Below are 13855 nucleotides of genomic sequence, written 5' to 3'. Positions count from 1 at the left end.
ATATTGATAATTTCATTTGAGGCCGAAGATAGTAACGATTTTCACTTGGACGGGTGCGGCTACATCGTCGTTCTCGAAGTGGGAGACAACGTCCGCGACCTTGGCAACGTCGGGCTGAACCGCGAAAACAGCGGCATGTTGGGAAGTTGCCCCGAGTACGTCGAACTGCTCAACGTAGACGGAGGACTCCAGGTGTACAAAATGGCGGTGCTGTACGACAACGACTACCTGATGACGTTCTTCACGCAGGCCGGAGCGCACGACGAGAAGGTGGAACAATGGCTGAACGACCAAGCGGAATCCATGCCCCGCAAGGAGCTCCGCAAAAAAACTTGCCCTTACTTATGGTACGGTTCACCGTATCACTGTAACGGCGAAATTTAAGGGCACCGATTCCGATGCCCTTTTTGCAAATTATTGTGATGCGGACTTAAGTCATTTATTGCGCAGTCCAACCTCCGTCAACCATCAAAGTAGTGCCCGTTACCATATCGCTTGCTGGTGAAGCAAGATAAATGACAGCACCTGCGACATCACTAATCTCAGCTAAACGTCGATTGGGTATTCTTCCTAATACCCCTTCTAAATAAGCGGGATCATCCAGACGCTCTGAATTGCCTGGCGTGTAGGTAAAGGTTGGCCCGACTGCGTTCACATTTACGCCCCTTGAAGACCATTCCAATGCCAGAACTCGCGTCAGCTGATTTACCCCGCCCTTGGAGGTACAATATACAGCGTGATCTACAATGCCAACAACACTAGCCTGTGAGCTCATATTTATGATCTTGCCATATCCTTGAGCAAGCATGATCTTTCCTGCCGATTGACAACAGAAAAACAAACCTTTGAGATTAACATTCATCATATTGTCCCAATCTTCTTCTGTCACATCGACTGCTGGATGATTATCGCCGAGGCCGGCATTGTTAACCAGGATATCCAATCTTCCAAAATGCATCTTCACCCCATTAATGACCGAATCAATCTCCTTCACATTCCGAACATCCAGTATAAAAGCAACCGCATCGCCTCCGTCAGCCCGGATTTCCGATACTAATTGATCTAGTTCTTCCCCGTTTCTTGCTGCAACAGCAACCTTCGCACCCGCGTGAGCCATTGCTTTTGCAAGCCCGAACCCGATCCCTTTACTAGCTCCTGTTATCATGGCAACCCGGCCAGTCAAATCAAATTGCGGGTACATCTCAGAGAGCACCCTCTTCCTTGCATTCATCTATTTTATATATGATCGTTTCACAGCTATCCATCCATAATGCTGAGCAATCTTTCTCGGCGTGGGGACCGCCCTCTCCGGTGCGATAAAGTATATTTCCCCTATCTTTGATAAATTCGTCTACTAAGGTTTCCTGATCAAACTGAACGCGCACAGGTTCCTCTGACAAATTAACGACAATCAGAAATTGGATGCCTTCGTGCTGCCTAATATAGGATAACACCATGTCATCCGAGTTACGTATGAACGCTAATTCGCCCGCCCAAAGTGCCGGCTCATTTGTTCGAAGGTGGATCAGGAATTTATAGTGCTCGAACATCCCTGTATCAAACGAATCCCAGTTGAGCTTATACTCATCGAATAAGGACGTCCATGTTTCCATCGTATTCTCATTAAATTCCTGTCCCATCATGACGAGGGGAACGCCTTCGAGCGTCAGTAAGATCGAAGCAGCAGGTCCGGCATGCTCCACGCCTAAATACTCGCAGATTCTGGACTGTTCTTTCTCCTCAAGCCAATTCATCCTCAGAGCATTCTTGGGAAAGCTGTACTTGTAAGAGTTATAAATCGTTATAAAATCAGTCTGTGTAATCGTTCTGTCGATCATCTGACGAATAAGAATTCGCGGATTTCCGTTGTAGGTCAAATCACACGATTCAATATGATGATATTCATCGTAGGACTGAGAGATCAGGATGAGATCCGCTTTTACTTCCTGCAGAGCCTGCTTGATCTCAGTGAGGAAATCGTAGGGAGTAATGTCCGAATCATCCAATCGGATGCCGTCAAAATCAAACTCAGTAATCCAGTATTTCATAGCATCAATGACATATTGCCTCATGTCGCGGCTGCTAAATTGCAAACCGGCAAAATATTCGCGAAGAGGCACATCATAATAGATCTGATTTTGTTCATTATGTGTAAAATATTCCGGATGACTTCCTGTCATAATATGATCCACGCTGGTGCGGTTCAAGACCCAATCCAGAATGACCCTGATCCCGTTGTCATGAGCTTTGCGCATAAATAACAATACATCATCTTTGGTTCCGAATTGTGGATCGATCGAATAAAAATCCTTTACCGCGTAGGGATCACCGTATTTGCCAATCCTGCGTTCATGTCCCACTTCGTTAAACGGCATCAGCCAAAGCGTGTTGATTCCCATTTCTTTAAAATAGTCTAGTTTATCAGCCAGTCCTCGAAAACCGGTGTCCGTGTACGCACGGAGATGAAGCTCATAAATGACCGATTTTTTAAGCCATTCCGGACTAGGAAGAGCTGTGAAGTTCTCATACATATATCCCGGATTACTTTCCGAAATCTCATTTGTTCTGATTAGCACATCACCATGTTCAGTTACCGTAATTGCGGAGTTGTTCTGCGCATCTTCCGAAATACTCGGATTGAGCGGGTCCACAATCCACGCTTCCCCATTCACCACAAATTTGTAGAGATGTCTCCCCTTAAGAATAGGCAATTCAATCTCCCAACCTGTCCCATCTTCCATTCTGCTCATGTAGTTTCTATCGCCATTCCAATTATTGAAGGTCCCTGCCAGAGCAACACTATCAACGGGAGTATCCGTATAATATACAAATCGCACACCGTTAGAGCCCTTTGTTGGAAATTTAGTCAGCATGGTATGACCACCTTTGAATAGATTCTTGACTCATAGGGCTGAAGACGACCCTCAGCTAATGTTTCAGCCGTATCTGACTCTACATTGGATAGCAGCAATTCAAAAGATTTGTCTGCTAGCGCCTCGGGGATTTCCAGGTGAGCCAGTGTGGCGGAGAAATTCATAACCACGAACAATTGTTCATTTCCTAAAGTCCTGGTAAAGGCTAGAATGGACGAATGATCCGGGAGAATGGGCTCATATTTTCCATAAACTGCAACGAGATGCTCTTTGCGAACAGAAATTAATTTCTTGTAGTAGTTCAATATGGAATTGGGCTCTTTCTCAGCAGATTCCACATTAATCCAGCTCGCATTAGGGTTAACTTGCATCCATGGCGTTCCGGTTGTGAACCCGCCATGAGAATGATCATTCCATTGCATTGGCGTTCGGGCGTTGTCTCTGCTTGATTGGTGAATGGCCCTCATGATCCGATCCTCCGCCCAACCTTCTTGCTGTGCTTGACGATAAAAATATTGGGTAACGCTATCTCTATAATCATCAATCGAATCAAACTTTATATTGGTCATGCCGATTTCTTCCCCTTGATAGATATAGGGGGTGCCTTCCAGCATAAACATCAGTGTTGCCAACAGCTTCGCCGACTCTATACGGAACTCTTGGTCATTACCGAAACGAGAAATTGCCCGCGGTTGATCATGATTACTCCAGAAGTTAGCGTTCCATCCTTTATTGTGAAGCTTAATTTGCCATTGGTTTATGATTTCTTTTAGCTGAGATAATTGCCAAGGCGTCTTCTCCCAGCCCTCAAGACCCTCATTTCCGAAGTCCATGCCCAAATGCTCAAAGTGAAAGACCATATTAAGCTCGTCCCGATCTTCACCTACATACAACAAAGCTTCTTCTGGCCCCGTGTTAGCAGCTTCCCCGACGGTCATGATGTCATAGTGGCTGAGCACTTCTCGATTGAGATTTTGAATATGGTCGTGTACTTTAGGCAGATTGGAGAAAAAATGATGTGCGGACACGATTTTCTCATGAGCAGGCGCTTCTGCATCCGGATAATTTTCCATCTTGACGATATGATTGATAGCATCGATACGAAATCCATCCAAGCCTTTATCAAGCCACCATCGTACCATTCGATGAAGCTCCTCTATTAAAAGCGGATTTTCCCAATTCAGATCCGGTTGCTTTCGATTGAAAATATGCAAATAATACTCCTTGGACTGTTCATCAAATTCCCATGCAGAACCGCCGAAGAATGATCCCCAGTTCGATGGAGGCTCATTATTTTCTTTCGCTTTCCTCCATATATAATAATCTCGTTTAGGGCTGTCTTTGGATTGACGGGATTCAACGAACCATGGATGCTCGTCAGAAGTATGGTTTAAGACGAGATCGGCGATAACTTTAATTCCCTTGCGATGAGCTTCCGCCAATAACTGTTCAAAATCTTCCATTGTTCCGAATTCCTCAGATACAGCATAATAATCACTAATATCATACCCGTTATCGTCGTTTGGAGATTTGTAGAAAGGACAGATCCAAATCACGTCAACGCCTAAATCATGCAAATAATCGAGCTTCGAAGTAATCCCTTTAAGATCTCCAATGCCGTCCCCGTTGGTATCCATGAAACTTCTCGGGTAAATTTGATACACGACACTTTCTTTCCACCATTTTCTTTTATAAGCTGCTTCTTGCACCATATGGAGTCACCTCGAAGATGTATTATTTATTCTCATCTCCTATCGTATCTGTATTGAAACAGGCTTCCAATATCCGATACCACTCTATAATGATGCTATTCTGTTGTGATCATCCGCCCCTGCCATGAATGGTTTCGTTAGCTCTGGCTATGATGGTGTCTTTAAAGCTTTTGGGGGAACAATGATGGACTCGTTTAAACAACTTGTAGAAATGTGACAGGTTCGGCAAGCCGACCTGCTCAGCAATCTGGGCAATGCTGAGATCTTCGGTCAGAAGCAGGCGTTCTGCGTATTTGATTCTGCGATGAATGACATAGTCAGTGAACGTAATGCCCAGGGTTTGTTTGAAATATTTAAGGAAATAGGTATAGCTGAAATTGACGAGAAGACAGGCCTGTTCAACCGTTATTTTATCCGATAAATGAGCTTCTACATAATCAAAAACTAACTTTAGCTTGGCATAATTCATCGATCGGTTATGCTCTAATAACCCCTCCGTGTCATGACGTATCAATAGAAAAAGACACTTCTTGACCAAATAGTTAATGGCCATCTCATAGCCTCTTTGCTCCTGTTCATGTTCCCGCTGCAACTCTATTACTGTTGTGTAGAATTGTTTCCGCAACTCCGAATAATCTCTAAACAATGCGTTTAACTTTACCAAAGGCAGCAATGATTCCTGAAACAAATAAAGGAAAGGAAGCATGTTGGAATCTAAGAATGCCTCCAGCTCGAATTGGATCACAACATAATCAACCACTTGGTTTTGTTTTCTCAGATCGAGATGGGGTTGGCAAGAACCCAAAATTAACACATCCCCCGCTCGTAAGTGATAAACTTCAGCTGGTGTGTGAATTTCCATTGTTCCAGATCGTACAGCAATAATCTCTAACTCCGGATGGAAATGCCACCCATGCTGGCATATTATCGTACTGTGAAAGCTGCGCACTTGAATACGAAGCAGCGGGTCGTTATAAAGAATAGGCTCTTCATGTAATTCCATAAGATAGATACCTCCGGAGCGGGATTAATTCATAGATTATTAAATCATAATAAAGTTTGTTCCTAGTCCACTATCAAGCTTTCGCAACATACTCAAAAGGCCGGCGAAATAATCGGCGGCCTGGATTCTAGCGATTCAACTATCGCGCCTATTAAGTTAGCACTTCACCTGATGATTAGTCTAATGGCAGCTGCATCTTCTCAATCGGGTATGTATTCAATAAGATCGGATAAATTGCATTTGAACGTATCGCATAATTTAAATAAGGTTTCCATTTTGACTGTTTCTATATTTTCTTCCCTATACAACTTATTAATTGCATTACGACTCAGTCCAGATAACTTCATAAGTTGCGTAATATCATCAATTTTCTGGTCAGCCATTAGTCTTCTCAAATGACACTTTACCATGCTTCCCACTCTCCTACCTCTGATACACAAAAAACGCTTTACATTAACTCTATAAGGTTATATAATGACCTCATAAGGTTAATTTTAGGAGTGAATATATGAAATCTCTTGAAAATACTTTCCAAATACTCACTGATGAACGAGCAAATCACGTTAGCTCCCACCTACGTGCGCATCATGATCAGTTTAAATTATTGTCCCATAAATGTACGGATTATTTCAATACCTTGAAAACCAATTTGCCGGATGATTTTCATGATTTATTATTTCAATATGAAGAGCATATGAACTATCTTCACTCGATTTCTCAAGACCTTATCTATAAACAAGGCTTGAAAGACGGGGCTGGCCTCATTAAGTATTTGTTTTTTGAGCAGTTCAATGATTTTTCTAAGTTAACTTAACGTATATTAATGAACTCTATGAGTACCTCCGGTATAACTGTGGGAATCGCGCCGAAGAACGTGCCAAGGTTAAAGCCACGTTGGAGAAGGAACTGACAGATCAAGACAGCCCGAACCGCATCCGACACGACATGGAGTTGTTGGACGAAGTAATTCAAAAGGGCTTCGAGACGTTGAGCAAGATGGACGTAATCAGCCCTGTCACCGCCATTAAGGCGATGGAGATGAAACATAAGCTCACCAATGGCAGCACTGGGGGTTATACGCACTATGGGTTGGAAGAAATCAAGCTACGTGAGGCTGCGCGAGAAAAGGCAATCACAGCGGCGATTCTACAGTTTGTCCCAGTGGAGCAGCACGATGCTGTGATCCAACGCATGGAAACGGTGACGCGGGAGTATTACGAATCCATCGGCCTTGGCGAAGCCTATGCGCAGCAAGTGGCAAGAGAGGCAATGGAAGATCATGCGTAACGAAAAGGAGAACGCCTGTGAGGGATGTTCTCCTTTGTGTTGGCTTGGTGAAGCGTGTGGGGGCTATGTTGAACGTTTAACTCCACTTTCCGCTTGTTATGCGAAATGTGGGGTTAACGCTAAAAAAACTATATGTAGCCGTCCGGCTTCCAAGAACCGGTTGCATCCACTAGCTTGAACGCCCTTGCCCGGCCCCATTACTCAAAAGCTTAACAGACCTTAAAACTCAATAAGACGGTATTCCGTTTTTCTTTATTACTTATTCTGTTTCTTCACTGTCTTTATCAACCTGCAGATTGGAGTGCTCCCACCGAATATCGTTTGACCCCTCATTCACCGAGCGTATATCTGAATCCGAATTACTCTGGATGTCATCATCATCATATGGATTAATTTTATCCGTCATTTTTTCACCCCCTATATTGCGAATGTAATAATATAAAGTAGAATAATTAGTACTGCTGCAACGGCTGTGCACAAGACTCCTGTATTGAAATACTTAGTCTTTGTATCGTTTTTTTCTGTATTAGTTGAGACAACCTTTACATACGCTTTCATATTTCTAACAGCTGACTCTTCTTCTGTCAATTTTGCCCTTGTATCATTAAAGTCTTTCAGCTCTAGTCTAGTATACTTTTTCGTAATAATAACATGAACAAAGCAATATAAAGATACTAGCAGCAAGAGTATGGGGATGAGAAGAAAGAGACCATAAATTGTTGCATATAGAACAAAATGATTTCCTTGGAATGAACTAAACATAGAAGTATCAATACTTCTAGATATCAAAGTAAAGAGGACACCAATAAAAGCTAAAAAAATACCTGCTCTGGTTTCCAAAGTCTTCTTTCGGTCAACTTCATATTCATACTCTTTTTGTGCTATACCTAGCATAAGTTTGCTGATGGATAACTATTAGAATGCTCCTTCTCTTTTTCAACTCCATCTCCCATAAACGTTATCCCCTTTATTTGTTATACCATATTTTACAACTTATTATAAGGTTTCTCAAGATAGACTTTCGAGATATAAACTAAGCTCAGATACATCTGAAATTTATTGATACGGTTTCCTTCAGCACAATAATTGCTTAGTTCTTCGCCGTCACTTATGGCACTATTCCCCCGATTAATCTAATCACCCGATACACCTGCTCGATCAGGATCAGCCGCACACAGTTAGTGCAGATTGAGGCGCTTGTCGGCTAATGGACAGCGCAAGAAGGTTATGGGGTGTGGATGTGTCCGGCTGCTATTGCTTCCCCGAAACTGAAATGCCTCCCAAATCACATCTAACTCTTGCCGGACCGAGGGCTGAATAGTCCGATGCGTGAACATGGTGTTATCAGATGCCATATGTCCTCTTCGATCGTACTTGCAATAAATATTCATTAATAGCATTTTCTAATTGTTTATTTCTCCTGTTCCCTAAAATTTTATAGTAATTAAATAATTGTTCACCATTTGAAGACTGCAAATCATGTAAAATTTTCGATCTATTCATTTTTTGTATATTAACATTAGTAGATAGCTTATTATTATTTTCAACTCGACGGTTTAAGATAGCTAACATCTTATTTATACCTACATTTGAAGCTCTCTTACCATTTATCTGTATAAGCGTTTCTTTATTTTTAACTTTTGAACCGAAATAATCCAAATAATTTTGAATTGCTTTAATAGTTATTTCATCCAACTGAATAACGTCACCTGCTAAAGAATCATCTTTTGCTCTAAAATTCCTTATTAATCGTCCTTCAAGATATATATCATTCCATTTTAGAGATTGAATATGTTTCTGTTCAAATAAAGCATGGTAAGCTAACGACCAAATTAATGGTGCAGTAATACGCGCCTCAGAATCACGATCATGAAATCTATATTCAACATTCTTACTAAAAATAAACTTGATATCTTCAACTGATAAAAAGTCCAAATCATCATTTCCTGTACTAACAAAAACCTTTATTTCTTTTTTTATATTCAGATAGTCTTGAGGAAAAAGCCTGTTAGTATGTAAATAATATTCTAACAAATTAGATAACGCAGCCTTTGCTGTCGCCCCAGTACGTTTACTTAAGTAATTAGAGATCTTTAACCCGTCAAATAAATCATTATAATTTTCGAACATTGTAGAGTTTTCAAAGTAGTTAGTAAGATAATATTTCAGATCACTTAAATAATGTTTTTGAGTTTCTTCTGAGATCCCCTTATTTCTTAGTTGCAGGAAAACAATAAAATCACTTGTAATTGTCGACCAAACCTTAACAATAAAACTCAAGATTCTCATCCCCCATGAAATATATGTTTTATTCACTTGTTTCATTTTGGTAACTTACTCGGGATTATATCATACTCTGGTCTTTTTTACCAGCCTATATATAATGATTTCTGATACCATCTTATTCACGAACGAATACCCCGTTATACTCTTGTTTTTCGAACCCCTTGCCTAATCTTCTTATACCACAAGAGTGAAGAATTGTTGACAAATTCCAGTTAAAAGAACTGAAAAACCCCTGAACCAAATATTCTCATGAGTTTCCAATCACTTCCCGCCAATCGACTGCGAAAAATTTCTCCGTCACTTATGATACGGTTCCCGCACAATCCTAAACACCCGATATTCCTGCTCGACGAGCACTAGTCTTAGCAGTTGATGCGGATACGTAATCCGGTCAAACGACAGCTTCTTGTCGGCGCGAGAGAGGACGACGTGCCCACTCTCTGGACGACAGGACACGAGTCGGCAACGTTGAGCTAGCCTTCAACGAGGAAAACGAGAAGCATTTTTTAAGCGTAGCCCCCTCTGCTGAACAACAAGCGGAAGGGGCTCTTCCTTTGCCCGGAAAAGCCCCTCTTCTACATCAGAAGCTGTTTATAACAATTTGAACTGGTCATATATTTACTTTCTCGTTTCCAGATCCTTCAGCGCAAGTAGATTTATTTTTTCGTGTTTTTTCTGCCAGACAACGATTTTCACCTTAGAAGGATACGCAAATTTTATACGACTCACTTTAAATGTCCATATAATGAGTTCAAGCAATTCTTGATCCAGTATATTTTCGTATCCTCTGAAGCGAGTGATCCCAGATCCCAGTACGGGCAAGGCAATCGTTCTCCCCGCATAGACTCTGTCTGCCTCATTCCAGAAATTCAACAAGCAGTTTATATAGTCGTTCATCTCGAGATATGCTTTGTTGTTATCATCGAAACGCGAGAACGCCGTAAGGAGATAGTCGTCTACAGTGCATATTGTTCCAAGCCTATATTTGGTCTTCTTCCCGGCAGTCCTACCCACATTTTCACTGGCAATCATTTCTGGCAAGTGGGTGTCAGAAGAGATAATGTTGTCTAAAGCAGCGACATTTCCCTGATAAAACTTCTTGATATATATTCCGTTGAGTGAACTACTTGAGATGACTTTTTCGTCTACCAGTGTGTCGAAGTATTCATTAAAAGCGATTGCTCTCAGATCAGCCTCCTCAGTAAATATATCACCGAACTTTACCTCAATCTCTGAGGTGTTAATCGTTAGTTTGATGCTTCGACGCATATTGGCATGGATCCAAATTCCGATGTAAGCAAGGACCAGCAATACTAGTGCTCCTCCACCAATGACTGCCTTGCTTTTGGGGTCTATTTGAACAAAAAGGAAGACAATAGAGGTGATGACGCTTATCACGCTTAGAAAGCCGTAGAAGGTATGCAGTATCTTTTTATTGAAAAACGTGACTTTCATTCGCATCTTCTCCTTTATCGAATCAGGCCCCATTCTACTTGCGTTTCACGGCTGTAATAATCCTTCCCACTGCTAAGATGCTCACCATTTACATGAAAACGTGTGATAGCATCCAAAATGCAATCTTTAGCAAAAGGGATATGGATTGCCTCTACTCCAGTCTTATTTATACGGTCGGCGAGCGCCTTTGGCCAAATGCGACTGTGGCTCTCCACATTCAAAATGGATGAGAATTCCGGGTAGGCGATAATAAGCGGGATTTTGTATGTGTCTATGGCCTGCTCGATCTCAAAAGATAGAACGCTTCCTGTATTACGAGTCTTACTCGTAATGATGACGAGCATGTTTTTTGATGCTCTAAGCCGTTCCTGAATACGTGCATACAATGTTGCCCGTTTACTTGTATCACGTACTGCATCCGTTTTCTCGTGGCTGTTAGTCAGCGAAAACTGGATGTTTTTGTTCGCACTCCAAGCTTGTAGAGTGGCATAGTATTTGAAGTCAGACTTTGTAGGGTCTGTTTCTCCTAAACCATCAAAGGCGACATAGGTTCCTGTCCGGTTTGCCATAGTCTATCCCCCCGTTATATTTGCTTCTTCATGTATGGAAATATCTTACCATAAATATGCCTTCAGTTGCTCCCACCAAAAATTTCGCCGTCACTTATGATACGGCCCCCCCCGCACAATCCTAAACACCCGATACACCTGCTCCACCAGCACCAGTCTCAGCAGCTGATGCGGATAAGTAATCCGCCCGAACGACAGCTGCATATTCGCACGGCGCAGCACCTCGTCGGAGAGCCCGAGGCTCCCGCCGATCACAAACGCTATCTGGCTGCGTCCATAAGTGCCCAGCTCATCCACATGCTTGGCCAGACGCTCCGAAGTCCACATCTCGCCCTCTATAGCCATAGCGATGACATACGTATCCTGCTTGATATGGCCTAGTATGCGTTCGCCCTCGCGCGCCTTCACCTGCAGCTCCTCGCTTGCGCTTAGCTGTTCCGGAGCTTTCTCATCGGCTACTTCTATTAGAGACAGCTTGGCGTAAGGCCCCAGCCGCTTCGCATATTCCGCAATACCTTGTATTAAATACTTCTCCTTAAGCTTGCCCACCGCTATAATTTGTATCTGCAATGAAGCTCCTCCTGCATCGACATCATTTAAGCAATCCCGCCCAAAGCGCAGATCACCACACTAATAAGTGTAACCTGTTTCCCCCCGCAGTCAATCCTTCCCTATCACTGGAGGAATTGCCTTAATCGGAGTTCCATACTTCGCCTACCTTCTTCTTAGAAAATAAACCAAACCCAGCAGCGAACTGCTGCAGCTATGGGCAGCTAACACAAAAGGGAGCCGCTAGTCAATAAACTAGCGACTCCCCTTTCCTCTGTTTATACTACCAGATACAGCGCAATATTATCGCACATATCGCAGGTAGCCGGCGCTTCCCATTCCGAGAATTTCGTCTCGATCAGGTCCACAATATCCGGCGCATCCTCATAGTCATCCACAAACTTGTCTATCGCGAGCTCGATATGCTCTTTGCATACACAATACATGTGCTTGATGTCCCCCGTATCTTCATCTGTTCTATGTATTATCATCGACCAAATTGCCCGCTCTTAGCCATCCTGATCGCCTTGCCTGTCCACACACTCGTATGCGAAAGGACCAGTTCTACCTGATCAGCCCCATGAACAGAGCCGCAAGCAAGGTGGAACTGATCCCCAACCATCTCCGTCCGAGGAAGGCTTACTCCTCCTCTTTCTCACCCAGCGTCAGATGAAGCGTCTGCTTCTCGCCATCGCGGTACAGCGTCACTTCAATCTCATCGCCGATCTGCTTCTTCGCGTACAGATATTTCCGAAGCTCCATCGTGCTGCCGATCGTCTGCTTGTCGAGCTTCACGATAACATCGTTAAACATCAGACCCGCATCCTTCGCCGGACCGACGGCTTCAAGCACAATAACACCTTCACGCACATCCTTAGGCAGATCCAGCTCGATTGGCGGCAGCTCCGTGCCATCACCCTCGGCTCCATCGTCCTCCAGCCAATCCTCTTCATCCAGCTCCGAATCCTCAGCGTCATCAGCGCCCTTCCGGCTGGCCTGCTGTGCCCAGTACTGTTCCAAATCCATCGAGTACACGCCCAGGTATGGCCGCTTCACCTTGCCGAATTCCATCAGACTCTCGACGATTGGCATCGCATAATTGGAAGGAATCGCGAATCCGACGCCTTCAACTCCGAAATCGGCTACCTTCATGCTGTTAATGCCCACCACTTTTCCGTTCAGATCGATGAGTGGACCGCCGCTGTTGCCTTGATTGATTGAAGCGTCTATCTGAACCACTTCCTGCTCCCAATCGTACACGCCGTCTTGACCGAGCGATATAGGAATAATACGATGCGTCTTGCTTACAATCCCCATCGTCAGCGAATCGCTAAGGCCAAGCGGATTGCCAATAGCCATCACCCATTGACCTGCACGCAGACCATTGGAATCACCGACCTCGGCCACCACATCAATGCCTTTCGCGTCAATCTCCAGCACCGCAAGATCCGTTATCGCATCCAGCCCGACCACACTAGCCTCACGAATCTCCCCGTTGCTTAGCACCGCCTTGACCGCAATCGCATCCTCCACAACATGGTTGTTCGTAATAATGTATGCCTTGCCCTTCTCCTTCTGGAAAATAACGCCCGAACCAAGCGCCGCCTCCTCCAATCCCGAATGCTCATCATCGGAACCTTCAGAGCCAGCAGCCCCGCCTCTCATAGAGGAGAGAGACTGCTCATTAATAATACTGACCACCGCCGGCCGCACCTTCTCCGCAGCCTGAATCGTCCGCTCAAGCGGATCGCCCGTCTGCACTGCAGCGACCGTAGGAGTTGCCCGGTGCGAGCTGCCGCCATCGAAGCCAACGGTCAGACCGAACACCGTCACCGCCGCCAGCGCGCTTACAAGCGACGAAGTCAACGCTATACGGACATTAGACCAGCCGCCATCACTCCGGGGCCTGCCGAATGAGAAGGACTTGCCATCCCGTTCCGAAGAGCGGACCTTGCGGGAGACTCGGGTCGAGTAGAAATCGTCGTCGAATAAGCTCATCTATAATCGCTCCTCTCGATGCGCCAGGCATCAAGAATGTTTTTTACGTTATCTAGGAATGATATCGGAAGAATCGTCTACAATAGTTAATAGAAACCCATTACATAGAAAGAAGGAGCGAAC

General features: G+C 43.9%; 16 protein-coding genes and 1 pseudogene. 3 read left to right on the top strand and 14 right to left on the bottom strand.

What is annotated here, in order from left to right:
- Positions 1-3: 3 nt before the first annotated feature.
- The gene (locus tag L6H65_RS07840; RefSeq protein WP_236339944.1) at positions 4-384 is read left to right on the top strand and encodes a hypothetical protein; all 381 of its coding nucleotides are present in this window, start codon (positions 4-6) and stop codon (positions 382-384) included.
- A 55-nt stretch (positions 385-439) separates the two neighbouring features.
- On the opposite strand, the gene L6H65_RS07835 is transcribed toward L6H65_RS07840, so the two are convergent.
- The 5 genes from L6H65_RS07835 to L6H65_RS07815 all read right to left on the bottom strand — a co-directional run bounded on the left by L6H65_RS07835 (position 440) and on the right by L6H65_RS07815 (position 5998).
- Positions 440-1201 (bottom strand): SDR family NAD(P)-dependent oxidoreductase, encoded by a 762-nt coding sequence (locus L6H65_RS07835; protein WP_236339943.1) that lies wholly within the window; start codon positions 1199-1201, stop codon positions 440-442.
- Position 1202: 1 nt separating this feature from the next.
- Positions 1203-2873, bottom strand: coding sequence for an alpha-amylase family glycosyl hydrolase (locus L6H65_RS07830; protein ID WP_236339942.1), 1671 nt, complete (start codon positions 2871-2873; stop codon positions 1203-1205).
- Entirely contained in the window at positions 2867-4585 is a 1719-nt protein-coding gene (locus L6H65_RS07825) for a glycoside hydrolase family 13 protein (protein ID WP_236339941.1), read from the bottom strand. Before L6H65_RS07825 ends, L6H65_RS07830 begins: the two co-directional genes overlap by 7 nt.
- Positions 4586-4694: 109 nt before the next feature.
- The gene (locus L6H65_RS07820) at positions 4695-5588 is read right to left on the bottom strand and encodes a helix-turn-helix transcriptional regulator (protein WP_236339940.1); all 894 of its coding nucleotides are present in this window, start codon (positions 5586-5588) and stop codon (positions 4695-4697) included.
- A gap of 200 nt (positions 5589-5788) precedes the next feature.
- On the bottom strand, positions 5789-5998 hold the full coding sequence (locus L6H65_RS07815; protein WP_219872925.1) for a helix-turn-helix domain-containing protein: 210 nt from the start codon (positions 5996-5998) through the stop codon (positions 5789-5791).
- Positions 5999-6096: 98 nt separating this feature from the next.
- On the opposite strand from L6H65_RS07815, the gene L6H65_RS07810 reads away from it, so the two are divergent.
- Both L6H65_RS07810 and L6H65_RS07805 read left to right on the top strand, forming a co-directional pair.
- On the top strand, positions 6097-6402 hold the full coding sequence (locus tag L6H65_RS07810) for a hypothetical protein (RefSeq protein WP_236339939.1): 306 nt from the start codon (positions 6097-6099) through the stop codon (positions 6400-6402).
- 80 nt (positions 6403-6482) lie between these two features.
- Complete coding sequence (locus L6H65_RS07805) at positions 6483-6875, top strand: hypothetical protein (RefSeq protein WP_236339938.1); 393 nt, start codon at positions 6483-6485, stop codon at positions 6873-6875.
- Positions 6876-7134: 259 nt separating this feature from the next.
- On the opposite strand, the gene L6H65_RS07800 is transcribed toward L6H65_RS07805, so the two are convergent.
- From L6H65_RS07800 to L6H65_RS07760, 9 genes and pseudogenes are all read right to left on the bottom strand, one after another.
- Complete coding sequence (locus tag L6H65_RS07800; RefSeq protein ID WP_236339937.1) at positions 7135-7281, bottom strand: hypothetical protein; 147 nt, start codon at positions 7279-7281, stop codon at positions 7135-7137.
- An 11-nt stretch (positions 7282-7292) separates the two neighbouring features.
- Positions 7293-7769, bottom strand: coding sequence for a hypothetical protein (locus L6H65_RS07795; protein ID WP_236339936.1), 477 nt, complete (start codon positions 7767-7769; stop codon positions 7293-7295).
- Positions 7770-8219: 450 nt separating this feature from the next.
- Positions 8220-9155 carry a site-specific integrase gene (locus L6H65_RS07790; RefSeq protein ID WP_236339935.1) on the bottom strand — a complete coding sequence of 312 codons (936 nt, stop codon included), beginning with the start codon at positions 9153-9155 and terminating at the stop codon, positions 8220-8222.
- A gap of 303 nt (positions 9156-9458) precedes the next feature.
- Positions 9459-9587: pseudogene (locus tag L6H65_RS07785) on the bottom strand (23S rRNA (pseudouridine(1915)-N(3))-methyltransferase RlmH); the annotation flags it as partial.
- A 192-nt stretch (positions 9588-9779) separates the two neighbouring features.
- A complete protein-coding gene (locus L6H65_RS07780; protein ID WP_236339934.1) occupies positions 9780-10616 on the bottom strand; it encodes a macro domain-containing protein in 837 nt (278 codons plus the stop codon).
- 14 nt (positions 10617-10630) lie between these two features.
- A complete protein-coding gene (locus L6H65_RS07775) occupies positions 10631-11185 on the bottom strand; it encodes a TIR domain-containing protein (protein ID WP_236339933.1) in 555 nt (184 codons plus the stop codon).
- A gap of 90 nt (positions 11186-11275) precedes the next feature.
- Positions 11276-11755 (bottom strand): 23S rRNA (pseudouridine(1915)-N(3))-methyltransferase RlmH, encoded by a 480-nt coding sequence (rlmH, locus tag L6H65_RS07770; protein WP_236339932.1) that lies wholly within the window; start codon positions 11753-11755, stop codon positions 11276-11278.
- A 257-nt stretch (positions 11756-12012) separates the two neighbouring features.
- The gene (locus tag L6H65_RS07765) at positions 12013-12180 is read right to left on the bottom strand and encodes a CxxH/CxxC protein (RefSeq protein WP_236340130.1); all 168 of its coding nucleotides are present in this window, start codon (positions 12178-12180) and stop codon (positions 12013-12015) included.
- Between the two features lie 193 nt (positions 12181-12373).
- Entirely contained in the window at positions 12374-13732 is a 1359-nt protein-coding gene (locus L6H65_RS07760; protein ID WP_236339931.1) for a S1C family serine protease, read from the bottom strand.
- Positions 13733-13855 lie beyond the last annotated feature (123 nt).

This window comes from Paenibacillus plantiphilus, from assembly GCF_927798095.1.
GTDB classification, from domain to species: domain Bacteria; phylum Bacillota; class Bacilli; order Paenibacillales; family Paenibacillaceae; genus Paenibacillus_Z; species Paenibacillus_Z plantiphilus.
This window is presented reverse-complemented; position numbering and strand designations above follow the sequence as displayed.